21 protein-coding genes are annotated in these 23217 nt (G+C 36.2%); 8 read left to right on the top strand and 13 right to left on the bottom strand.

All coding sequences use genetic code 11. The features are described from left to right. The first annotated feature begins 131 nt into the window (after positions 1–131). On the top strand, positions 132–995 hold the full coding sequence (locus J2Z26_RS20020; RefSeq protein ID WP_193535019.1) for an AraC family transcriptional regulator: 864 nt from the start codon (positions 132–134) through the stop codon (positions 993–995). 20 nt (positions 996–1015) lie between these two features. On the opposite strand, the gene J2Z26_RS20015 is transcribed toward J2Z26_RS20020, so the two are convergent. Further along, positions 1016–1978: an EamA family transporter gene (locus J2Z26_RS20015; RefSeq protein ID WP_193535018.1), complete on the bottom strand. Its 963-nt coding sequence runs from the start codon at positions 1976–1978 to the stop codon at positions 1016–1018. 126 nt (positions 1979–2104) lie between these two features. On the opposite strand from J2Z26_RS20015, the gene J2Z26_RS20010 reads away from it, so the two are divergent. Both J2Z26_RS20010 and J2Z26_RS20005 read left to right on the top strand, forming a co-directional pair. Continuing rightward, positions 2105–2464 (top strand): cupin domain-containing protein, encoded by a 360-nt coding sequence (locus tag J2Z26_RS20010; RefSeq protein ID WP_193535017.1) that lies wholly within the window; start codon positions 2105–2107, stop codon positions 2462–2464. 18 nt (positions 2465–2482) lie between these two features. After that, positions 2483–2857 (top strand): nuclear transport factor 2 family protein, encoded by a 375-nt coding sequence (locus J2Z26_RS20005; protein WP_193535016.1) that lies wholly within the window; start codon positions 2483–2485, stop codon positions 2855–2857. A 47-nt stretch (positions 2858–2904) separates the two neighbouring features. Here J2Z26_RS20005 and J2Z26_RS20000 read toward each other — a convergent pair whose 3' ends face one another. From J2Z26_RS20000 to J2Z26_RS19990, 3 genes are all read right to left on the bottom strand, one after another. Then, entirely contained in the window at positions 2905–3801 is an 897-nt protein-coding gene (locus tag J2Z26_RS20000; protein ID WP_193535015.1) for a DUF899 family protein, read from the bottom strand. 49 nt (positions 3802–3850) lie between these two features. After that, positions 3851–5050 (bottom strand): threonine--tRNA ligase, encoded by a 1200-nt coding sequence (gene thrS / locus J2Z26_RS19995; protein ID WP_193535014.1) that lies wholly within the window; start codon positions 5048–5050, stop codon positions 3851–3853. A 661-nt stretch (positions 5051–5711) separates the two neighbouring features. Then, positions 5712–6167: a DUF3052 domain-containing protein gene (locus J2Z26_RS19990; protein WP_193535013.1), complete on the bottom strand. Its 456-nt coding sequence runs from the start codon at positions 6165–6167 to the stop codon at positions 5712–5714. Between the two features lie 272 nt (positions 6168–6439). On the opposite strand from J2Z26_RS19990, the gene J2Z26_RS19985 reads away from it, so the two are divergent. Then, positions 6440–8059, top strand: a complete 1620-nt coding sequence (locus J2Z26_RS19985) for a sensor domain-containing diguanylate cyclase (RefSeq protein WP_193535012.1) — start codon at positions 6440–6442, stop codon at positions 8057–8059. 736 nt (positions 8060–8795) lie between these two features. On the opposite strand, the gene J2Z26_RS19980 is transcribed toward J2Z26_RS19985, so the two are convergent. Continuing rightward, the gene (locus tag J2Z26_RS19980; protein ID WP_193535011.1) at positions 8796–10598 is read right to left on the bottom strand and encodes a dihydroorotate dehydrogenase; all 1803 of its coding nucleotides are present in this window, start codon (positions 10596–10598) and stop codon (positions 8796–8798) included. Between the two features lie 115 nt (positions 10599–10713). Next, positions 10714–11073 (bottom strand): PilZ domain-containing protein, encoded by a 360-nt coding sequence (locus J2Z26_RS19975; protein WP_193535010.1) that lies wholly within the window; start codon positions 11071–11073, stop codon positions 10714–10716. A gap of 151 nt (positions 11074–11224) precedes the next feature. Here J2Z26_RS19975 and J2Z26_RS19970 point away from each other — a divergent pair, with 151 nt between their 5' ends. After that, positions 11225–12697 (top strand): amidase family protein, encoded by a 1473-nt coding sequence (locus tag J2Z26_RS19970; protein ID WP_193535009.1) that lies wholly within the window; start codon positions 11225–11227, stop codon positions 12695–12697. 131 nt (positions 12698–12828) lie between these two features. Here the strand turns inward: J2Z26_RS19970 and J2Z26_RS19965 are convergent, their stop codons facing one another. The 4 genes from J2Z26_RS19965 to J2Z26_RS19950 form a co-directional block, all read right to left on the bottom strand. Continuing rightward, entirely contained in the window at positions 12829–13278 is a 450-nt protein-coding gene (locus J2Z26_RS19965) for a hypothetical protein (protein WP_193535008.1), read from the bottom strand. A 12-nt stretch (positions 13279–13290) separates the two neighbouring features. Beyond that, positions 13291–14061 carry a hypothetical protein gene (locus tag J2Z26_RS19960; RefSeq protein ID WP_193535007.1) on the bottom strand — a complete coding sequence of 257 codons (771 nt, stop codon included), beginning with the start codon at positions 14059–14061 and terminating at the stop codon, positions 13291–13293. A gap of 171 nt (positions 14062–14232) precedes the next feature. Continuing rightward, the gene (locus tag J2Z26_RS19955) at positions 14233–15351 is read right to left on the bottom strand and encodes a histidine kinase N-terminal domain-containing protein (protein WP_193535006.1); all 1119 of its coding nucleotides are present in this window, start codon (positions 15349–15351) and stop codon (positions 14233–14235) included. 138 nt (positions 15352–15489) lie between these two features. Continuing rightward, on the bottom strand, positions 15490–15687 hold the full coding sequence (locus J2Z26_RS19950; protein WP_193535005.1) for a hypothetical protein: 198 nt from the start codon (positions 15685–15687) through the stop codon (positions 15490–15492). A 173-nt stretch (positions 15688–15860) separates the two neighbouring features. Between J2Z26_RS19950 and J2Z26_RS19945 the strand changes: the two genes are divergently transcribed. Next, a complete protein-coding gene (locus tag J2Z26_RS19945) occupies positions 15861–16673 on the top strand; it encodes a GNAT family N-acetyltransferase (protein WP_193535004.1) in 813 nt (270 codons plus the stop codon). A 74-nt stretch (positions 16674–16747) separates the two neighbouring features. On the opposite strand, the gene J2Z26_RS19940 is transcribed toward J2Z26_RS19945, so the two are convergent. Both J2Z26_RS19940 and J2Z26_RS19935 read right to left on the bottom strand, forming a co-directional pair. Then, positions 16748–17092 carry an Mpo1-like protein gene (locus J2Z26_RS19940; RefSeq protein WP_193535003.1) on the bottom strand — a complete coding sequence of 115 codons (345 nt, stop codon included), beginning with the start codon at positions 17090–17092 and terminating at the stop codon, positions 16748–16750. Between the two features lie 408 nt (positions 17093–17500). Then, positions 17501–18178, bottom strand: a complete 678-nt coding sequence (locus J2Z26_RS19935) for an SOS response-associated peptidase (RefSeq protein WP_193535087.1) — start codon at positions 18176–18178, stop codon at positions 17501–17503. 247 nt (positions 18179–18425) lie between these two features. Between J2Z26_RS19935 and J2Z26_RS19930 the strand changes: the two genes are divergently transcribed. Continuing rightward, the gene (locus tag J2Z26_RS19930) at positions 18426–21197 is read left to right on the top strand and encodes an EAL domain-containing protein (RefSeq protein ID WP_227413639.1); all 2772 of its coding nucleotides are present in this window, start codon (positions 18426–18428) and stop codon (positions 21195–21197) included. A gap of 28 nt (positions 21198–21225) precedes the next feature. Here J2Z26_RS19930 and rluF read toward each other — a convergent pair whose 3' ends face one another. Beyond that, on the bottom strand, positions 21226–21936 hold the full coding sequence (gene rluF, locus J2Z26_RS19925; RefSeq protein WP_193535001.1) for a 23S rRNA pseudouridine(2604) synthase RluF: 711 nt from the start codon (positions 21934–21936) through the stop codon (positions 21226–21228). Positions 21937–22142: 206 nt separating this feature from the next. On the opposite strand from rluF, the gene J2Z26_RS19920 reads away from it, so the two are divergent. Beyond that, the gene (locus tag J2Z26_RS19920) at positions 22143–23159 is read left to right on the top strand and encodes a DUF3231 family protein (RefSeq protein ID WP_193535000.1); all 1017 of its coding nucleotides are present in this window, start codon (positions 22143–22145) and stop codon (positions 23157–23159) included. Positions 23160–23217: the final 58 nt, after the last annotated feature.

Raw genomic sequence — 23217 nt, 5'->3', positions numbered from 1 at the left:
AAGTTAGAAATGAATGGTTTGAGTGTGGTGTAGGGAACTGTTGCATAAGTAATTTACCTGTCATCACTAAGCATTAATTGACAGGATGCCCTTTTGAAGCTTTGTTAGAATAAAACTAAGGAGTGAGACATATGGCTTGGGTTGAATCAATACAGAAAGCAATTAATTTTATAGAAGAAAATTTATTAGAAGAGATGACAATTGAGCAGATTTCTAAGCAGGCAAACGCATCGGCTTTTCACTTTCAACGCACATTTACTTTATTAACGAATATATCGATTGGAGAATACGTGAGAAGACGCCGACTTACCCTAGCTGCTCAAGAACTAATAACTACTAGCTGTAAAGTGATTGATGTCGCCTATAAATATGGATATGACACTCCTGAGGCTTTTACAAAAGCTTTTCGTAGACAACACGGAATTGTGCCAAGTGAGGCGAGAAAGTTTGTTGGAAAGCTGACATTCTATGAGCGCCTGGTCATCCAGGTAACTTTGAAAGGAGCAGAACCAATGAAGTTTAATATTGTAGAAAGAGATTCAATTAGAGTTATAGGAAAAAAACGAGAATTTTCCTTACTAAATGAAGAGAATTTAAAAGGAATCCCCAAAATGTGGGATGAAGTTAACTCAGATGGTACTTGCAGGTTTCTGGCAAAATCAAATAATGGACAAATCAAAGGTATTCTTGGTGTTTGCGTGGATAACAGGGATGCTAATTCCAACCAAGCTATGGACTATTGGGTAGCTACGGAACATATAGGTGAAACACCTGAAGGGTATGAATGCCTAGAAATCCCTGCTTCGAAATGGGTAATCTTTGAAGTGCGTGGTGCAATGCCAGATGCGATGCAAAGCGCATGGAAGCAAATCTTTTCAGAATGGTTTCCAACAAGTGGGTACCAGCATGCCGGGACACCGGAGTTTGAGATGTACACAGATGATGACCCAACAAGTCCTGATTGTTATTCGGAGTTATGGATTCCTATAAAATAAACAGGAAAACCCCTTTCGAGTTAACTAACTCTTAGGGGTTTTGTACGTTTACTTTTATTTTTCGCTTCAGAAGCAACAGCAGTGGATTTTTTAGAAAAAGCTAGTAATACTATCATTCCAAATATAAATGCCGTTCCGACCCATTGAAAAAAGCCATATGGCTCATGTAACCAAATAACTGTTGTTAGAACTGCTGCAAGTGGTTCAATACTACTTAATAAACTTGTTTCCTTTGGTGAAAGACTTTGTAGACTTTCGATGTAAAACCAAAAGGCAATCATGGTACCAAAAACGATCACAAAGATTAGATATAAATACGCCTCCACCGTTAAACTAGTATAATCCATTTTCCATGGTGGATGAATAAAGCTTAAGGCTATCCCGCCAATGATCATTGCCCATCCTACAATTACTAAAGAATCAAATTGTTTTAGCAATGGCACAGCGTAAAGTGTATAAAAAGCTAATGCAACCCCTGATAGAATTCCCCAGATAATAGCTATTGTTGGGACAGATAGTTGCGAAAGTGAACCATTCGTTAAAAGAAAAAAGCAGCCAACGATCGCAAGGGTAACTGTGATAATATCGATTTTTGTTAATGTGGTAAGTTTTCGTAAAACCAAGTAGATAATAACCATTGCCGGAGCTGTATATTGTAGTAAGGTTGCAACTGCTGCATTTCCATGATGGATGGAGGCCATATAGGTGTACTGCACAGCAAGCATACCGAGTAACCCAAAAATGATTAAGTGGATGGCTACCCTCTTATTCTTCCAAACTCCTAAAATTTGTGTTCGATCCTTTATAAAAAATTGAACAGCTAAGAGTAATACACCGGCAATTAGTAATCGCATGGTAACGAGCCAATTTACATCAACTGAAAATTCCTGAAAAAGCTTTTGTGCAACGGTACCACAGATTCCCCAAAATAAAGAGCCAGTAATTACGAGAAATAAACCAGTATTTCGTGAAGGTTTTTTCATGAACATTCTCCGTTCATAAATAGTGTAATAGTGTTATAATAATCGAAATATTGGTTTAAGTATAGAAAGGTGTGTAAAAATATGGTTGGAAAATACTAACCTAATTTTAAAGGAGGAATGTAACAAATGGAAAAAGTAAATATCAGTGAAAAATTCTCTCTTTTTAATGAGCATTGGAGCCCTAAAATTGCTGGAGAAATTAACGATACCCATGTAAAGTTTGCAAAACTAAAAGGAGAATTTATTTGGCACAGTCATGAATATGAAGATGAGATGTTTTTGGTTGTAAAAGGGACTTTGCTTCTAAAATTTAGAGATAAAGATGTTAGGGTAAATGAAGGGGAATTTATCATTGTGCCAAAAGGAGTAGAGCACTTACCAGTAGCAGAAGAGGAAGTTCACGTACTTTTACTTGAACCGAAATCAACACTTAATACAGGTGACCAAGTGAATGAAAGAACAGTAGCTGAACTTGATTCAATCTAATAAGAAGAGGTGAGACCTATGGAGGAAGAATTGAAAGCCCATCTAAAAGAATTAGAAGAACGACATACGAATCTAGAAATTCGTAAGAGCAGGGAAGAGCTTGATAAAATACTAGCGGATGAGTTTTTTGAGATTGGAAGCTCAGGGTATATGTTTACTAAAAAAGAATGCCTTGATACGGGTGTTGTTTTAACGGAGATGACTCTACATAATTATGAAATCTATCCCTTAGCTGATGGCGTAGTACTATCAACCTATTATATTCGAGATGAGACGAGAGATAGAAATACGTTACGTAGCTCCATCTGGAAGATGATTGATGGTAGGTGGCAGTTATATTTCCATCAAGGTACGATCACACCACTAGAATTACATGAAATACTTATGAAATAAAAATGACGCTTGGGTAAGATGTTTATTCCCAAGCGTCGTTCTCTTTCTTATTTTTTTGGCTCGAACAAGTGAAACTTTAATCCAAATGGATCTTCTATCATCACACTTTTTGCTGAATATTCTTTTGTAATTTGACATCCTTTGTCTAATAGAAGGTTTTTGGCTGCTTCAATATCCTCAACTGCAAACTCAAAGTGAACGTTGTTTGCTGGATTATTTTCGATAAAGAAAGAAGTACCACTCATTGTAAGTTTAGTTTCATTTTCAAAGATTTGTTCGCCCTTCATCCCGATGACTTCCTTGTAAAAAGCAAGCGCATTTTCATAATCCTTCACGCCAATGGCGATATTGTTTGTGAGCTGAAAAGCTGACTGGCTATTAAGGTTTCTTTTTGTTTGGACATTTTCAGAACCTGAAGGAAGAAGGTCAAATAAATGCCAAGGAACACAATAATCATCACCAGGTCCAAAGAAAGCTTGAGTGTGAAGGTAAATGTTATTATACTCATCTTTTCGGAATGTCGAAACACCAGGATAATGTTGATTTTCGATAATGAAACCTACATCTTCTGTAAATGAGTTATCTTTTACTGATACCATCGGAAATTGCCACTTTCGTTCAGCTGCAAAATCTTCTTGAACAGAAGGTTCATCTGGAGACGCGAGGACGAACCCGGCTTTTGCAACTAGATGATGATATACTCCGTTAAATCCATCAGCCCACATTGTACAGTAAGAACAGCCTCTACCCATGTTATGAATGACAAATAATTCATTTTTATCACCAAACAAATCGAGTAATGTCGTTTGTTGCTTTGAAGATGTAACAAATTCATAATTGGAAACTAATCTTTCTTCAACAGACTTTCGTAAATCTAAAAGCTGCTTCTTTTTTTGGAATATCTCTTGTTCAAGTGCATTTATCTGTTCCTGAATCGTTGTCATTACATTCAACCCCTTAAGCGTGAGTACTTTATTGATTCAACGCTTTAGGTTATTTTTCCTTTATTAGAATTTGAACAAACTCTTGAACATTCATAACACCTATATTCCCAGCTTTACGCTTTCGAATGGCAATTGATTTGTCAGCCAACTCTTTATCACCAATGACCACCATGTAAGGAATTTTTTTTAGTTCAGCTTCTCGAATTTTCAACCCGAATTTTTCATCACGATCATCCAATTCAACGCGTATTCCAGCTGATACCAATTGTTCCTCAATTTCTCTTGCATATGAATGATGAACCTCAGCGATTGGTACTACTTTTGCTTGGACAGGAGCTAGCCAAACAGGGAATTCACCAGCAAAATGTTCGATTAAGATGGCCATGAATCTTTCAATTGAACCATAGATTGCTCTATGAATGATAATCGGACGATGTGGCTTGTTGTCCTCACCAATGTAACTACAGTCAAATTTTTCAGGCATTTGGAAGTCGAGTTGAACAGTTCCACATTGCCAGCTACGTCCTAAAGAGTCTAAAATGTGAAAATCAATCTTTGGACCATAAAACGCACCATCACCTGGGTTAATAACAAAATCAATTTTCTTTGAGTTTAAAACGGCCTCTAGAGATTGCTCTGCTTTATCCCATAGTTCCTCAGATCCCATGAAGTTTTCAGGTCGAGTCGAGAGTTCAATTTTATAGCTAAACCCAAACTCTGAATAAATCTCATTAATTAAATCAAGCACTTTATCAATTTCAGATTCAATTTGATCTTCTCGAACAAAGAGGTGGGCATCGTCTTGAGTAAAAGAACGAACACGTAGTAGTCCATTTAATGATCCTGAAAGCTCATGTCTGTGAACTAACCCTAGTTCTGCAAATCGTACAGGTAATTCTCGATAGCTTCTTCGTTTGCTGTTAAAAAGTAATACGGCACCAGGACAATTCATTGGTTTGATCGCATAATTTTGGTTATCAACATTAGAAAAATACATGTTTTCATGATAATGATCCCAGTGTCCTGACTGTTCCCAAAGCTCTTGTTTCATCATGATTGGAGTTTTGATTTCTTGGTAACCAGCTCTTTGATGTTTTTTCCTCCACAGATTTTCTAGCTCATTTCGAATAATCATTCCTTTTGGTAGGAAAAAGGGCATTCCAGGAGCCTCTTCCATTGACATAAATAATTCTAGTTCCTGACCTAGTACACGGTGGTTTCTTTTTTCTACTTCTACTTCATATGACATCATTTATTCCTCCTGAAAATTTTTTTAATAAATAAAAAAACGCACTCATCCCTAACAAGGGACGAGTGCGGTCGTGGTGCCACCCTAATTCCGTACGAACATAAATATGGTCAGTACGCTCATAATGGATAACGGGGTTAATCCCGAATATGGTTTCATGCTAGATGTTGCAATTCCCCATATTTGCTCAAAGGTGGTAAATCAAATGGTATCTTTAAGGGCTTTCAGCCGGTGACCCTAGTCTCTGGAAAAGATGTGATCAAATGATTCATGTCCTTTTCATAGCAAGCTTTTTTTAGTTTTAGAAAATAAAAAACGCACTCATCCCTAAACAAGGGACGAGTGCGGTCGTGGTGCCACCCTAATTCCGTACGGACACATAAATGGTCAATACGCTCATAATGGATAACGGGGTTAATCCCGAATATGGTTTCATGTAATACTAATACGATTCCCCATATTTGCTCAAAGGTGGTAAATCAAACGTGTCTCTTTTAAGGGCTTTCAGCCGATGACCCTGTTCTCTAAGAAAAGATCTTAACGTATGATTCGTGTCCTTTTCAAAGCATAAGTAAATTATAGTTTAATTTGTTAAGTTGGATTATAGTGTATCCAATTCCTTTGCGTCAATACCTAATTTTAAAATTAGGCAATTTTTTTGTTAATCTTGTTCTGTACGTTTTTTTCCTTCTTCCGTAACAGCGAAGGTTCGAACCATCTTTTTAATCTTATCAGTTTTTCTGAAACGTAAAGCAGACCAATCTTCATCAACGGCAACTTGTCTCACAGGTTCATACCCCTCTGCTGCTAATAGTCCCGCAACTGTTTCACGGCTACAGTCAGAGCCCTTATAGGTTTTTGATGACTTTTTAGGATAACAAAGCCACAATAACCCATCTTCTACTAGATAACTTACAGCATTTCGGGCTGCAGTTTGGATTTCCTCATTAGAAGTGCCAAATATTTGAATGAAATCATAGTTTAATGCTATTGGTTCAATATATACTTCGCCTTCAAAAGCTTTCATAACCTCCTGATATGAGGTTGGTGCATTAAGTATTAAGACTGGTTGAGCTTTGTCTTTGAAGTTTAATTTCTTTAAGACTTCTAATGCCATAGATAAACAAACTTCCTTTCGAGGTTCTTGTTTTAACTTATTCCTAGAACAGGTATGTAGACATCCGATGCTCTTGTATAATTAATAACATAAAATTTTGGGAAAAGAAATAGATTAGTGGGGCCTGACCCCCAGTGCGTTAAAGTGGTAACGTATTGAGGTTAGGGTGAAAGATAGTCTTTTCTTAAATGAGATTTTCAACTATAATGGCAATGAATGATATTTAGACAAAGTTTGCAAGGAGCTAATTCGTTCACAAGGGGAAAACAAGAATGTCAGTAAACTTAAGAACCTATTTCATTTTAATTTTTATTATTTTCATAGCAGTTTTTACTGCCATTTTAAGCTCGACAGTTAGCAAAGAAACGAGCAAAAGTGTAGAAAAGGAGATTAGTAATTCTCTGACAGAAAAAGCATTTCAATTATCATATCAGTTAGATCATTTCATGTGGTCTCGTTATGGTGAAGTCACGCTTCTTAGTAAGCTAGAAACCTTTCAAAAGAGTGATAATGTTGAAAGAATTAGTCAATTACTAAATGAATTAAAAGCGAATATTCCTGCTTATTCATGGATCGGTTTTACGGATGAGAATGGAATTGTAAAAGCAGCTACAGATGATATTTTAGTAGGAAAAGATATTTCCGAACGACCGGTCTACACTGAAGCGACAAAAGAGACATTTGTTGGTGATGTACATGAAGCTGTACTACTTGCTAAGCTATTGCCTAATCCTACAGGAGAACCAATAAAATTTGTTGATATTAGCTCTCCTGTAGTAAATGATAATGGTGAATTTGTCGGGGTACTAGCTGCGCACTTAAGCTGGCAGTGGGCGAAAGAGGTCGAACAGGCAGTGATTGAACCAATCCAAAAGGAAGGGGACGATCAACTTGATGTTTTTATCATAAGCAAAAATAACAATACTGTACTTTTAGGACCTAAAGAAATGGTTGGTCAACAATTACAGTTGAAGGCAATCACAAAAGCTCAATCTGGAGAGAACAACTGGACAATTGAAACATGGCCAGATGATAGTAAATATTTAACGGGATATGCATTTTCAGATGGATTCCTACAATATCCAGGGTTAGAATGGACTGTACTCGTTCGCCAGCCAGAAAAGATTGCTTTCAAATCAGTTGAGGAAACAAGAGATAAAATTATCTTGCTAGGTCTATTATTTTTAGTTGTATTTTCATTAATTGGATGGGTCTTAGCAGGAGTTATTTCCAATCCAATTAGAAAATTAGTAAACTCTTCGGAACGTTTAAGAGATGGAGAGAGGGTAGAGGTTCCAATTATTAGGGGTATTAAGGACATCGAGACTCTATCAGTTTCATTAAGAGATTTGGTTACTACACTAACTAAAACAGAATCTAATTTGGATAAAATGGAATCGATGGCTTTACTAGATAGTTTAACCGGATTGCCGAATCGCCTAGCACTCGATCAGTATATTGATAGATTACTTGAATCCAAGAGGAGTCCTTCACAAGTCGTAGTCTTTTATCTAGACTTAGACGGTTTTAAAATTGTGAATGATACCTATGGTCATCATCATGGAGATCTATTATTAAGAGAGGTTGCTCAAAGACTGAAGAACTCTGTTCAGAACAAAGAAGCTGTTTTTAGGCTGGGTGGAGATGAATTTGTTGTCTTACTTGAACTGAATAACAAAGAGGAAAGTGACAATATAGGAAATCGAATTATCCAGACACTTAATTCTCCAATTAAAATTGAAGGAAACAGTGTTCAAATTGGATGCAGTATAGGTGCTGCTATGTGGCCAAATGACGACAAGGACTTAAACCAAGTACTCCGTCAAGCAGACAATGCCCTATATCAGTCAAAACAAAATGGTAAAAATCAACTATCCTATTTTGGGGCCTGACCCCAGTCCCAGCGCGTTGAGATACGGCCAGTTTTTTCTTTTGCTACTAGTCAACTTGTCCGAATGAGCCCGTGATTCGGACAAGTTATCTTTTGTTCCTGCTCAATCTGTCCGAATGAGCCTAGGATTTGGACAGGTTTTCCTTTGGTATTGGTCAACGAGTCCGAATGAACCCGTGATTCAGCCAGGTTCCCCCTAGCAACAACTCAACCTGTTCGAATGAGCCCGTGATTCAGCCAGGTTCCCCCTAGCAAAATCTCAACCAGTCCGAATGAACCCTTAATTCAGCCAGGTTATCCCTAGCTATAACTCAACCTGTTCGAATGAGCCCTTAATTCAGCCAGGTTCCCCCTAGCTATAACTCAACCTGTTCGAATGAACCCGTGATTCAGCCAGATTATCCCTAGCTATAACTCAACCAGTCCGAATGAACCCGTGATTCAGCCAGGTTCCCCCTAGCAACAACTCAACCTGTTCGAATGAACCCGTGATTCAGCCAGGTTATCCCTAGCTATAACTCAACCAGTCCAAATAAACCCTTGATTCAGCCAGGTTCCCCCCAACAACTACTCAACCAGTCCAAATAAGCCCTTGATTCAGCCAGGTTCCCTTAGCAAAAACCCAACCAGTCCGAATAAACCAGTGAATCAGCCAAGTTCCCCCCAACAACTACTCAATCTGTACGAAACATTACTAAAGCCCTCTAACCATCCACAGAGAGCAATTGAACTCCTATTTACTTGTAATGAAAAAAACGATAGCTATATATTAAACCTAGTAAGAATAGTACTAAAGCAAAGTAAGCAGGAAGCAGGTGAGTAAATGTAGTGTAGCCAATGGTGAAATGGACAGCTATTCCGGAAATAAAAGCAGGAATTCCTCCAATGAGTAAGGTCCACCAAACCCACTTGTTTCCCTGTTGAAAGCCCCATAAACTAAGCATTAGTATCAATAACCCAACACTGATAAGTGCACTTCCAAATCCTGCCCGATCATGAGCAATGACAGGTATTAACTTATCATTAAATTCATCCAGCATTTCTGGTGGCATACAAATATAAGAAATATCTGTTGGTATAAATACGGTAGTGACCCCAATGTAAGAAATAACAATTCCACCTAGTGTAAGAGAAAATCCAAGAACGACGAATAAAAATTGTCCTAGTAAACTATGTCTCCAAATAACATGATTCGTTCTATTGGTAGAGGATGGAGTACCTTTTAGATGTTTTGTTTTCATAAACCCCATTACATAAAAAGGGGCTAAAATAATCCAAAAGAGCAGGTGAAGCCAATCTAAATAACCGTAACCGATAAACATTAGTATCCCCAAAAAGCCAGTGATAGCTGCGGCATCGGTAGCTTGCTTAGCCCAAAGTAGGCCTTTACGGATACCATAATAGGAGAGTGCAATATACACAATTCCCCCGGAAATCATGGTCCCAGCAAGAGTCATTCGATCATGTGCCATAAAGAATAAAATACGGTTGTTGAAGCTCCCGATTGTTTCTTTCTTCATGTTAAGAAAATACTCATCATAAGGCAGAATAATTGAAGTAATGCTTATTAGTAGGGCAAGAAGTCCACCTATTAAGATGGAAAGCCCAAACAGAAAATACCAAACCCAGCCCTTTTCCTCTAGTAATAACTGGTTTTGAATTCTAGCTAACTGTGCTTCCTTAATCCTTTTGGGTAGTCCTGGCCCAGAGAAAACATAGCCTCCGGAAACCATTACTAACTCAGCTGTTGCGTCTAGTAAACTTAGTGCATCACTAGGTTCGAGGATACCACCAACTGTAATGACTGTTTTTGTAAACTTATTTTGACGAAGATATGATATTGCATTTAGATGGTTTTTGAGGTTAATAGAATCAATTTCCGCTTCATCTTCATCTAACACAACCCCGCTAAAACAATCTAACACCTCAATTGAGTGATTAGTAATCTGATTGCTTCTTATTCCAATATAGATAGGTTTAGTTGATAGAGAAGGAATACTGTTCCAATCTTCTATCTGTTCCCGAGTATCGATAATATAGGCATCTGCATAAGGCTCTATTTCTTGTATCATAATCTCAATTTCGTCTGTACTACCAGATAGTCTTACAATAACAGGTTGTTTTTTTCGAAAATTCTCTAGTTTATCTACTGTTTTAGTAAGACCTAGAGATTCAACAAAAGGTGTAAACTCAATGGTTTGCTCGTCTCTCATAACGGTCGGAGGAGTCATTGGGGTTGCTTCGATAGTAACGGGACCAACTTCTAAAAAACCAAAGCCAAGATTTGAAAAAGCTTTAGTTCCAGAAAGTAGGGGATCGATTTTCCCCGAAAGTCCAACTACATTACTAAGTTGTAAACCATTTACCTCAGTACTTAAAGCAGGAGAAGATTCCTCTCTTCCAAGAAAGTTTATAAAATGATGCCCTCCTGGGACAGAAGCAATTCGACTCATTCCACGATGGATAAACTCCCTTGATACCGTAGGTGATAATTTAGAAAGTATAGGTTTAAATAAGACATGATAGGACCAATCTGGCATTTCTAATCCTCCTAGCAAGCCATAATATCCTTTATTGTACCACTTTTTTGTATCGTTTGATAAAAAAGTAAAAAACTGACATTCAGTTAGATTGTCAGTTTACCTATTGAATCAGCTATTTAGTTGCGGCATAGGTTTTAAGTTCAGAAAGAAGTTGTTGCTCCGAGTAGGAGTGTGGGTCAAACGATACTCCGTATGTATAACCAGTACTAACTTTTTTGCTCCAGACTAATTCACCTTCAATGACTAGTGGTTGTTCATTTATCGTTATGTCGATTTTTATCTGAGTGTTAGGTGTTGGAAGTTGTAGTGTTGAAAAAACTTTTGCCCCTTTTAAACTCATATCAATAATGGTAAGCATACCTTTATTAGCACCGGCACTTTTGCCTTGCATCATTAAGATTAAAAACGTCGCAGGAATCGGATTTTTAAAGCTTAGTCGGAATCCTTCATTTCTTTTATACACTGGATTCATTAATTGTAATCTCCTCATTGATAATCTTTGTATCATTATACTATGATGTAAGTATTTATAGTCAAGTTCAAAAAAATGTGACTTCCACTTGGAAGTAAATGCTATAATATCAATTGTTTGGTAATTTAATAGAAGTAGAGGGAAAATGGACATGGAAATAAGGTTTAATGAATATTTAAATGAGGAACTAACCGTTCAAGAACTACAAGAACTTATGGAATTTGGGAAAGTAACCTCCAAAGAGCTGGTTATGTATTACTTATATAGAATGGCACAATACGATCAGGATGGACCAAAGTTAAATTCAATTCTTGAAGTGAACCCTGATGCAATTTTTATTGCTGAAGGGTTAGACCACGAAAGAGTGACAAAGGGAATAAGAGGTCCATTACACGGAATCCCTGTATTACTTAAGGACAACATTGAAACAATTGATCATACCCATACAAGTGCAGGTTCGATTGCTCTTGAGAATCACTTAGCTTCAAAGGATGCCTTTTTAGTAGAGAAGCTGCGTGAAGCAGGGGCGATTATTTTAGGTAAAACAAATATGACAGAATTTGCGAATGGGATGTCATCTGAAATGTGGGCAGGGTATAGTTCACGTGGTGGACAAGTCGTTAATCCTTATGGTCCTGGTGAGTTTTTTGTTGGGGGATCAAGTACAGGTTCAGCGGTTGCTGTCTCAGCAAACTTAACAGTATTAGCGATAGGAACGGAGACCGATGCTTCCATATTAAGCCCGGCCACTCAAAGTTCTGTTGTTGGTTTAAAGCCGACAGTCGGATTAATAAGCAGATCTGGAATCATACCGTTTACGATAACTCAAGATACGGCAGGACCTATTGCAAGAACGGTTGAGGATGTAGCGATTACACTCGGAGTACTAACAGGCGTTGACCAAAATGACCCAGCCACGTTCAAAAGTGAAGGTAGAGCAGAGATTGATTATACAAAATTCCTAGATTTACAAGGATTATCAGGTGCTAGAATTGGCACTTTCAATCAGTCAGATAAAGAATACTACGAATCAGGGGAGTTTGACGAAAATTTATTCAGAGAGGTCATTCGTAACTTAGAAGAGGCAGGTGCCACTGTTATTGAAGATATCGAAATTCCTTCCTTCCATCGAGAGTGGAGTTGGGATGTAAATATCAATGAACTAAGGGTAAGTCTTGGAAATTATCTAGCAAGCTTACCTAGTTACCTTCCTGTTCATAATTTTAGTGAACTTGTTCAATATAATAAAGACCATCATGAAAAGGCCTTAAAATATGGACAGGACAAATTAGAATATAGAGAATCGTTAACTGATGCATTCAGAAGTCCGGGCTATTTAAAAGCAAGAGTAGAAGATATATATTTTTCCCAAGAACAAGGTATTGATTATGCTTTACAAAAGTATAATCTCGATGCGATTTTATTCCCTTCCTATATAGGCTCAACCATTTGTGCAAAAGCGGGTTATCCTTCGATTGCACTACCAGCTGGCTATATGGAAAACGGGAGACCTTTTGGTATTACTTTTGCAGCTAGTGCTTTTAGTGAGGGTCTCTTACTTAAGTTAGGTTATAGCTATGAGCAAGCAACGAAACATCGGAAATCACCAGTATTAGCTAAATAAGTATTTAAAAGAGGCTGTCATTTTGCAGCCTTTTATTTGTTTCATACTTTAACGGATAAAATGGTTTCGATGGGTCCTACAGTAAAATATCCTTTTCCTATGTATGTATCATTCGTACAATAAGTTTAACTTTATTTCACTTTCGTAAGACCTATAGCAGTATTTTCCCAGAGGATTTTTTCAACTAGATCCCATTGATGGGCATCACAACGTATCATTAAGACAACTTCAGATACGATTTTTTTTCGACTGAACTGCTTTTTTCTAAAGATAAATAATTTGATACTTATGCCTAGTACAATCCCGACGACGGCCCCAATAATCCCCCAAATAATTGGCCCCCATTCTAAAATTTGTCCATAAATTGCCCCTAACAGCATGAGACATGTTCCTAAAATGGCCCCTGCATCAAAAAGACTAATACCATCTGCTTGGTGAATAGTGTCAAAAATTTGTCTAGGTTCTTGTCTTTTATCGAGTGGAGCAGCGAATATTCTTTCTTTAGGGATTCCTTTTTGCTCCAATGCTGTTATGGCTAATTCAATATAGATTGAATTTTCGAATGTAGCAATCACCATCATGTTAAAACACTCCTAGTCTTTTACGGGGAATTCAAAATTTGGATGCTGATAATTCAGGCGTAAGAACTTAGACAACTCTTTTTCTGTTAATTTATTTAACTCTACACATGAAGTATACGCATCATATATGATAAAAAGGTAAATCGATGGAAGATATAATAACCATTGAATATCCAAAACCTCTTTCGCTTTTTCAAAATCACCTAACATTGAATATTTAATTCCTAGTGGAATATGACCATAATAAAGAATGGCAACTGTATATCCAAATATAAAAAAACCAGTTATAATGCGATGAATGTATAAATGACCTAAACCAGGTACTAAAGCAGACCAAGATAAAGCAACCCAAGGCTTACGTTTGTCCAAGTAATTTATACCGAACGATCCTAAAACTATTGGAAGGACTGGAGCATCCTCTCGATCGGCCAAAATATATTGTCTGTTAAGTTCCACAGTGGTCCTATAGCTATCCCAAATTCCAAGCATATAAATACCTACGTAAAGCATAAGCCATCTTTCGTTTATGACTTCTTTTGCAGTTTCAAAATCCCCAATCATGGAGTAATGGATACATAGATTAACATTGGCAAGATTGTTGATAAACAGTTCCCATAAAATAAGTATATAAGCAGCTAAATACTTATGCTGAAGCAGATGACCAAATCCAGGGTAAGCAAATGAGAAAAAGGCAACAACATAGGGATTCCGTAAGTGGAGCTGTGTGGATGTAAATTGAGTAATATATGCTCTATTTCGACGATAAGGGGGGATTTGATTCACCAGATGCACTCCTAGAACAAGTTTATTTAAAAATTCATTTTTATTATTTACAAACCTTCCAATATAATGCAGGCTATAAAATAAAAAAACTCTACAACGAGTAATTTGTAGAAGTTTCTTAAATATATTAATTTTTCGTCTCTTTAGGAGAGAATTGCTTCTAAGTCAGGGTTAAATGGGGAGAGAAATTCTAAAGGTTGTTAATTCTTTATTTGATTGGCATGTAATAATCCCATGGTGATTTTCAATTATTTTTTTACACACATATAACCCAATTCCTGTCCCGAGCTGTTTTGTTGTGTAAAAAGGTTCAAAAATTGTATTTAAGGATGCAGGTGGAATCTCCGGCCCATTATTGGATATTTGAATTATATTTTTATTACTTTCCAAAAATGTAGAAACTGTAAGTTTTCTAGGCTTTTCTTTTTCCCTTAATGCATCGATTGAATTAATTATGATATTAAGAAGCACTTGTTTTAGTTCTTCTTTGTTAGCGTCAATGAAAATTTCTTTATCGAGATTTGAGATAATATTTACATCATTATCTACAATACTAGGATAGGTTAACTGCAAAATCTCTTCAAACAAGGTCGAAACTTGAAAGTTTTCTTTATGATGCCCATTCACTTCAATCTTTGAGGTATGTAAAAATTGAGTAATTCTAAATTTTAGCTGATTAAGCTCATGTTCAATTATATCAAGGTATTTCAGATTGGGATTTTCATTTTTTAATATCTTTGTAAAACCAATAATTGAGGTTAGTGGATTACGAAATTCATGTACAAAACTAGAAGACATTTGGCCAAGTACTGCCAATTTATCATTGTGGATTTCATTTATAAACAGATTTTTCTCTTCAATTTGTTTATCCTTTAAATCAGTGTATCTTGAAACAGCATGATAGCAAAATTGATCAAAAAGATCATTAATCTCATTAATTATCATTTGTAGTTCAATGATAGGAAGCTCTGACAAAAGAACATACTTAATAATGATGCTACGGCCCGTATTTACATTGAATACAAACTCTCCAATGTTCGTATTGGATTCAAGTCTTTCTTCCGCAACCTTATAAGCAAACTCTCTTACTTCTTTAGGGCAGAAAGATGAGCGAATTGCTTTTTTTATAATTCCATACATATGTAGTCCGTTTAACTTCACTTTTTCTTTATTAAAATCTTTTTCATCTGTTAAAGTCGATTTGTACCATTCTTCTATAAATTCAGTTTCTCTATTTTCAAGAAATTTAATAATAGTCTCTATGTTGTATTGTTTTGAGATAGACTTCAAGTGAAACTAACCTCCAATTTGCCGTAGTTTTTAACTGATAATTCGACGCTTTTCCTTTTATTCCTCTTTTATATTTTACAAAAAGTACTTATTTCGTAGGTCGAAAGGCTCAAGTTGTTTCTTGAGCCTTTCTGATAGCTACTTCTTCATTAGAGTTTTGATCCCTTTCCAAATAATTAGGAATGAGAAAAGTAAGATGACTATGACGGCAATAATAATAAGAATGGGTTTTAAGCTAATTAATATAGCTGCTGTAGTTGAAATCTTTATGATGGCAAATCCTGCAAGAATACAAGCTAAATATAAAAATACTAAATTGTCAGTCTTGAAGTCCATATAATGACCTCCTTTCACTATACTATATGAACAGTTCACTAAACCCGGAATAGGTCTCACAAACTATTAACCATAGGAAAATCGTCATTTTTATTAAGGGGAAATTATACTTCCTTAATTTTGAAAGTTGGAGTAAAATAGGAGAAATTTATAGTGAGAGGAGAAAGGGAAATTTGATTAGAAGATTAAGTCAAAACGACCATGAGCAATGTTTTGCGTTATTAAAACGACAGCCAGCAGAGAATCTATTTTTAATTGGGGATATTGAGGCTTTTGGATATGACCAAGAGTTTCAAAAAGTATGGGGCGAGTTCAATGGTAAAGGCGAATTAATTGCTGTCCTTCTAAGATATGAAGAAAACTTTATACCCTATGCGATTTCTAAATTTAATGCCCAGGCATTTGCTGAAATTATGGATCAGGAAGCTACGTATTCGATGATGTCAGGATTAAAAGAGATAACAGAACAAATAGAACCATACATAAAAATGAAGCGTCTAAAACGAAAAAGACAATTTTATTATGCAAAATGTACAGAGTTAAGCTCTGATACAACACATGATATTGATATGTCCACCGTACTTCAGGCAGTTCCAGATGATGCAGAGGAGCTCGTTACTTTACTTCGTGCTATACCAGAGTTTAATGAATCTCATACAACAGTGGAGTCAAAACGCCGTGGGTTAGAAAAGGGAGTATCAAGATCATTCTTTATTAGGGAAAATGGGAAGATGGTATCAACAGCTTCAACAACAGCAGAAAATACATTATCTGCAATGGTTGTTGGTGTTGCTACTCTAGAAGACTATAAGAAAAAGGGATATGCTTCTAAATGCATGGTAAAGCTTTGTAAGCAGTTGCTTGCTGAGAATAAGGAATTATGTTTGTTTTATGATAATCCAGCCGCCGGTGCCATTTATAAACGCATTGGATTTAAGGATATCGGTTTATGGATGATGAATTCATATGAGGATTTAGAAGGATGAGTTTCAAAGAAGGCACAGATGAAACTATTTGAGTTTAAAAAGACAGCTCTAGTTAAATGGAGCTGTCTTTTTCACTACTTTGCTATTTTGTGATTTGTTTCTTCAAGCTTCGCTAATTCACTGTTAAGTCTTCCGAATAACGTAAAGAAATACATTTGAAAGTCCGCACGTAATGACCAAAACGGGTGGCCAAAGGTAGCTGGTTTATTTCCTTCAATAAAGAAGTGAGAAATCCATGCAAAACTGTAAGCGATTACAGGTGCGAGTAAAATAAACCAAGCATTTGAAAAATAAATTGCAAGGCCGATACAAATAAAAACAAAGGTTGTTCCAACAAAATGCCACATTCTAGTTGATTTTTTACTGTGCTGAGTTAAATAAAAGGGCCAAAACTCTTCGTAATTTTTGAATTCTTTCATGTTATTCCTCCTATCCATAATTAAGGTTGTCTAGCTTATGTATATTCTAGAATTTTCTGAAAATGATTACAACTATTATTTTTGTAAAATAGAGTTTATGAACCCTCAAACACTTGAATAGGTTTAACTGAGGTCACATAAATGGTTCTATGAGCCCTCCAACCAGCGAAAAGCCAAAAGTGAGGTCACATAAATGGTTTTATGAGCCCTCCAACCAGAGAAAAGCTAAAAGTGAGGTCACATAAATGGATTTATGAACCCTCAAAACACCGGTTAGACAAAAGTAAGGTCACATAAACGGTTTTATGAGTCCTCCAATCAGAGAAAAGCTAAAAGTGAGGTCACATAAACGGTTTTATGAGCCCTCCAACCACCAAAAATCCCAATCCGAGGTCACATAAAATGAATTCACCCAATCTCCTGTACCAAATTAGGAGAGTTATTCCTTGGTGAATTAACCAAGGAAGATACCTCATATGCTTCCATGTACTCTTCTGGAAGTGGTTTTAATAAATTCCCTAATCGATCAGAACCAGTAATTGTAGGATCTAACCAAATCTTTTCGTCTTCTGGTTTCAAAATAACTGGCATTCTATCATGAATGTCTTTTACCAGTTCATTAGGTGTGGTTGTAATGACTGTACAAGAATAAACGGATTCACCCTTTGGGGATTTCCAGTGCTCCCATAATCCTGCCATTGCAAAAAGGTCGGAGGATTTCAGTTTAATTCTCATAGGTGTTTTCGTTTTGTCAGGGTGTTTCTTCCATTCATAAAAACTATCGGCAATGACTAGACAGCGTTTGGATTTATAAGCATTTTTGAAACTACGCTTATCAGCCAATGTTTCCGCTCGTGCATTAATCATCTTATAACCAACTTTTTCATCCTCTGCCCAGGGTGGAATAAGACCCCAACGTAAAAAGCCCATTCTATTTTTCTTTCCATCGTTTATGACAGATAACACGGTCTGAGAGGGAGCAATGTTATAGCTAAATTCATATTCATCGATAGAAATGCCTTGCTGTATAGAAAAACGCTCAATGATGTCAGCATAATCAGCAAATAAAGTAAAACGTCCGCACATTGTAATCACCTTCATACTAGATTCGTCTATTTTCATTATTATCATAGGTAGAAAAGTATAACAAGAAAATAGCATGAATAGCTTAATTTATCATTTGTAGATACTAAGGAGGACGGAAGGCAAGTAGTAAGGTATGATCGAACGTTGAAATTGTATTAATGTTTATAGTCACGTATCGTATCTATCTTGGTGCTTAGGTAATTCTAAGTTAGGAGAATCATGTGAAGGGGAGGTGATTTCGGTGAACATGATTGAATATCTTGTGACAGAGGACCTAATTTTGCATTACTTTTTTAATGAATGTAAAGATATGATGTTCATAATCGACAGACAAGGGAAAATTCAATTGGTCAATGATGCTAGTCGAACTATCTTGGGACTAACTCCAAAGGAGCTGATTCATACAAGTTTATCAGCACATATTCATCCAGGCGACTATCACCTATGGGAAAATCATTTACAATTAGAAGATGAAGTTCTTCCTGCTGTAAATGTTGAATGCCGATTAAAGCAAGCAGATCGAACGTATATAAAGGTTTTCGCCTGCCTTTCACCTCTATACTTTCAGGAGCAAATCATTGGATTCTTTGTTTATTTTACACCTGATCTAAGCTACCAAAGTCATTATGAACATAAAATACAAGAAACACAAGAGCTGTTAAAGGATATTACAGATGAGCTGGAAATTGCCATTTGGGCTGCAGATATCTCCAATAGAGAAGTTCTTTATATGTCTGAAAATGCTATTAAAGTTTTTGGATTCTCTTCTATTGAATTTTACAACAAGCCTGAAATATGGTTTGGAATCATGCATCAAGAGGACTTAAGGGACTCTTTTTTTAAGGAAGGGGAATCATCTGAACAAGCCTTAAAAAACCGTGAATATCGGATTTTTACTCCATCAGGTGAAATTCGATGGATTCGTGAAAAGCTTAAACCTACCTTTAAAAATGACAAGTTAATACGATTAGATGGGTTATCAATGGACATTACAGAACAGAAGAAAACCTATGAGCATATAACAAATGTGCAAAGAATGGGTGATGTAGCAAATTGGGAATATAATATAACGACTAACTTAATAAAATATTCTCCAGAGCTATGGGAACTGCTGGGAGTACCTACGGAAGGGAAACAAAGTGTAAATTCTAAAGTCTTTTGGGAAAAGGTTTATCCTGAAGATGTTCCTTTAGTTCGTAAAGCCTATAGAGAAGCACTTGTGAAAAATCACCTGTTTGATGCTGACTTTAGATTTGATCAACCAACAGATGGTATTAAGTATTTTTCGGCGCAAGGGTACGTTGTCCGAAATGAAAAGAACGAGCCAGTTGAATTAATTGGCGTAATTAAATGCATTACTGAACAAAAGAAAAAAGAAGTCCAGCTATATAAACTAATCGAACACTCCTTTGATGTAATCGCAATCATAAATCCTATGGGATACTTTACATATATCAGTTTGAGCGTTGAAACAATATTAGGTTTCCACCCTTCGGATGTGGTTGGTAGACATTTTTCCGAATTCGTTCCTACCCTTTATTTTGAAACAGCTATCAATGATTTTCAAAAAGTATTGGATCTTCCTAAAAGGACTCTTTTATTTGAAATGCCACTTTTACATGTAGATGGAAGTGTTAGAGATATTGAAATAAGCGTAACTAACTTAATTGATGAGTGGGGTATTGAAGGAATTGTTCTAAATTATAGAGACATTACGGAAAAGAAAAAGGCTGATCAACTTATTAATGATCTGGCTTATCGAGACTCATTAACACACTTGCCGAATCGTGCCTTTGTGACCGAGGTGCTAGAAAAAATCGTTGGTAGTGAACAATTTGTCCTTATGTTTATTGATTTAGACCGCTTCAAAATCATTAATGATACAGATGGACATCTTGTTGGAGATCTAGCTTTACTCGAAATTGCGAATAGAATGAGGGCTTGTGTTAGAAAAGATGATATTCTTGCAAGAATCGGTGGAGATGAATTTCTCTGTGTTTTAAAAAAAGCAACCAAAGATGAAACAAAGACTATAGCAACAAGAATTTTATCTGTTTTAGAGCAGCCTATTTCAATTTATGACAAAAATTATTTTGTTACATCTAGTATTGGTATTTCTTTTTCTCCGGAAGATGGAATCGATATTGAGACTTTAATTAAAAAAGCAGATACTGCTATGTATGTTGTAAAACATAGTGGGAAAAATAACTATTTATTTTTTCACCCTGATATGGAAAAAGAGATTCAAAAGCGCTCCACTATTGAGAGAGAGCTAAGAGCATCTCTGCAAGAAAAAGATTTTAGAATATTTTATCAACCTAAGATAGATACTGCTACTAATCAAATACAAGGGTTTGAGGCACTTATTAGATGGAAGTATCCTCCTGATGTATTTATACCAATCGCTGAAGAGTTAGGACTTATAAATGAAATTGGGGCATGGGTTTTAGAAGAGTCCATTAGGCAATTAAAGGTTTGGCACGAAGCGGGTCATCAGCATTTAGTTTTATGTATAAATGTTTCCTATTATCAGTTGAATAATAGAGAGTTTCCGGAGTTGGTAAAAACATGTATTCATAAGGGGTCCATTGAACCATCATTAATTGAGCTAGAGATAACTGAATCTATGGCCATGCAAAATGCAGAAATGACTAAGGGTGTCTTCTCAAGGTTGAATGAAATAGGGGTAAGAATAGCGATTGATGATTTTGGGACCGGTTTCTCTTCATTAAGCTACTTACAGGATTTTACGTTTGATACATTAAAAATAGACAAGAGTTTTATCGGAAAAATTGGACCGTGTTCAAAGACAAATTATATAATACAAGCTCTGATTACCTTATCAGAGGCATTAAATGTCATAGTAGTTGCAGAAGGAGTAGAAACAGAGGAACAGCTTGAATTTATAAAAGAGAATGGGTGCGATTTATGGCAAGGCTATCTTTTCTCAGAACCTCTACCAGTAGATGAGGCCAATATGCTATTAGAGGCAGAAAATAATAGGAAGGACGAATCTTAACTTCGCTCCTTCCTATATTATTTCAGAGCTAATTCGTTTGCTTTGGTTGATAATTTAACTCCCAAAATAATTCCTTAAGTTCTTTATTAGTAAGATCTCTCCATTGACCCCTAGGAAGTTCATTCAAATGAATATTCATGATTCTAATGCGTTCCAACTTTCGAACGTTGTATCCTAGTGCTGTACACATCCGTCTGATTTGACGATTTAATCCTTGCATTAAGATTATTTTAAAAACATATTTTGATAACTGAGTTACTTTGCATGGTAAGGTTTTGGTGTCTAGAATTTCTACACCTAATGACATTTGCTTTAAAAATTCAGGTGTTAGAGGCTTGTCTACTGTTACAATGTATTCTTTTTCGTGCTTATTTTCTGCACGAAGAATTTCATTTACGATATCACCATCGTTTGTAAGTAGAATAAGGCCTTCGGAATCCTTATCAAGCCTACCAATATGAAAAATTCTTTGAGGGTGATTTACAAAATCAATAATATTCCCTTTGATATGGCGTTCGGTAGTACTTGTGATGCCAGCTGGCTTGTTTAATGCAATATAAACATATTCCTCGGTAAGCTTGACAGGTTTTCCATCAACACGAACGTCATCGCCGTTCTCAACTTTGCTCCCTAATTCAGCAATTTCGCCATTAATTGTAATTCTTCCTGCTGCGATCCACTTGTCCGCTTCTCGTCTAGATGTAATTCCAGATTCACTTAGATATTTATTAATTCTCACGATATAACACACCTTCTAGGTTTTAGTTAATGTTATAAAGATAACGTAAAAGATACTTTGTATTCAAGCGTATTACCGAAAACTGATGAAACTTTTCTTTTAAAATGTTATAGAGAATTGAATTGTAAAATAAATGGAATTTGAACATACCCTTTTTATTTTTGGGAAATACTGAATATAACTATGCAAAGAAGGTGTAACAAAGAATGGAAGATAAGTCTAAAGTTCGACTGACATCTGCAGAAATGGCAACATTGTGGTCCCAGTATTTTAATGATTCACTTTCAATATGTGTTCAGCGGTATTTCTTAGAAAAGGTTGAAGATGAGGAAGTACGTCCTGTAATTGAATTCACACTACATACTTCTGAAACAAATGTTGCTTTTTTAGGTGATTTGTTTGAAAAAGAGAATTTTCCGACACCGATTGGTTTTACAGAAGAAGATGTGGACGTTAGCGCTCCAAGGCTCTTCTCGGATACCTTTGTACTTATGTATTTACGTCAAATGTCAATCCTGGCAATGACCGCGAGTAGTGCCGCACTTGGAGTTGTAACTAGAGCAGATATCGTAGATTTCCATAAGTCTGTTTTTAAAGCAGCGGTCAAACTACAGGATATGGCAAGGGACATTATGCTAAAACAAGGAACTTACATTAAACCACCTTATATCTCTGTACCGGAAAAGGTAGATTTCATTGAAAAACAATCTTTCTTAACAGGTTTTCTTGGTAAAAAAAGACCACTAACAGCTATTGAAATCACCCATCTATTTTTAAACATACAAACTAATACAATTGGAAAAGCGTTAATGGTTGGCTTTGCCCAGGTTGCTATGCGAGAAGAAGTAAAAGATTATATCATTAGAGGGAAGAGGATAGCTCAAAAACATATAGAGAACTTTAATGATTTTCTTTTAAAGGAAGATTTACCGGCACCAATGACTTGGGACTCCGATGTGACTAATTCGACCCAAAAGGTTTTCTCAGATAAGCTTATCATGTTTCACGCTTCAGGGATGATTGCTGCAGGAATAGGAAACTACGGAATGGCACTTGCAGCAAGTCCTCGTCGCGACCTAGGCTTGAAATATGCATCCCTTATTCCAGAGATTACCTTATATGCAGAAGATGGTGCAAATATCATGATAAACGAGGGATGGATGGAAGAACCCCCACAAAATATTGATCGAGATCATTTAGCAAAAAGGAAAAAGAACTTTTAACTTGCTGAACTAGATGAGATAAAGAAAGTCCTACCCGTCGTGATGTAGGACTTTCTCT

The organism is Cytobacillus luteolus, assembly GCF_017873715.1.
Taxonomy (GTDB): Bacteria; Bacillota; Bacilli; order Bacillales; family Bacillaceae_L; genus Bacillus_BV; species Bacillus_BV luteola.
Note: the sequence above shows the minus strand (reverse complement) of the source record. Positions and strands in the feature narration are given on the sequence as shown.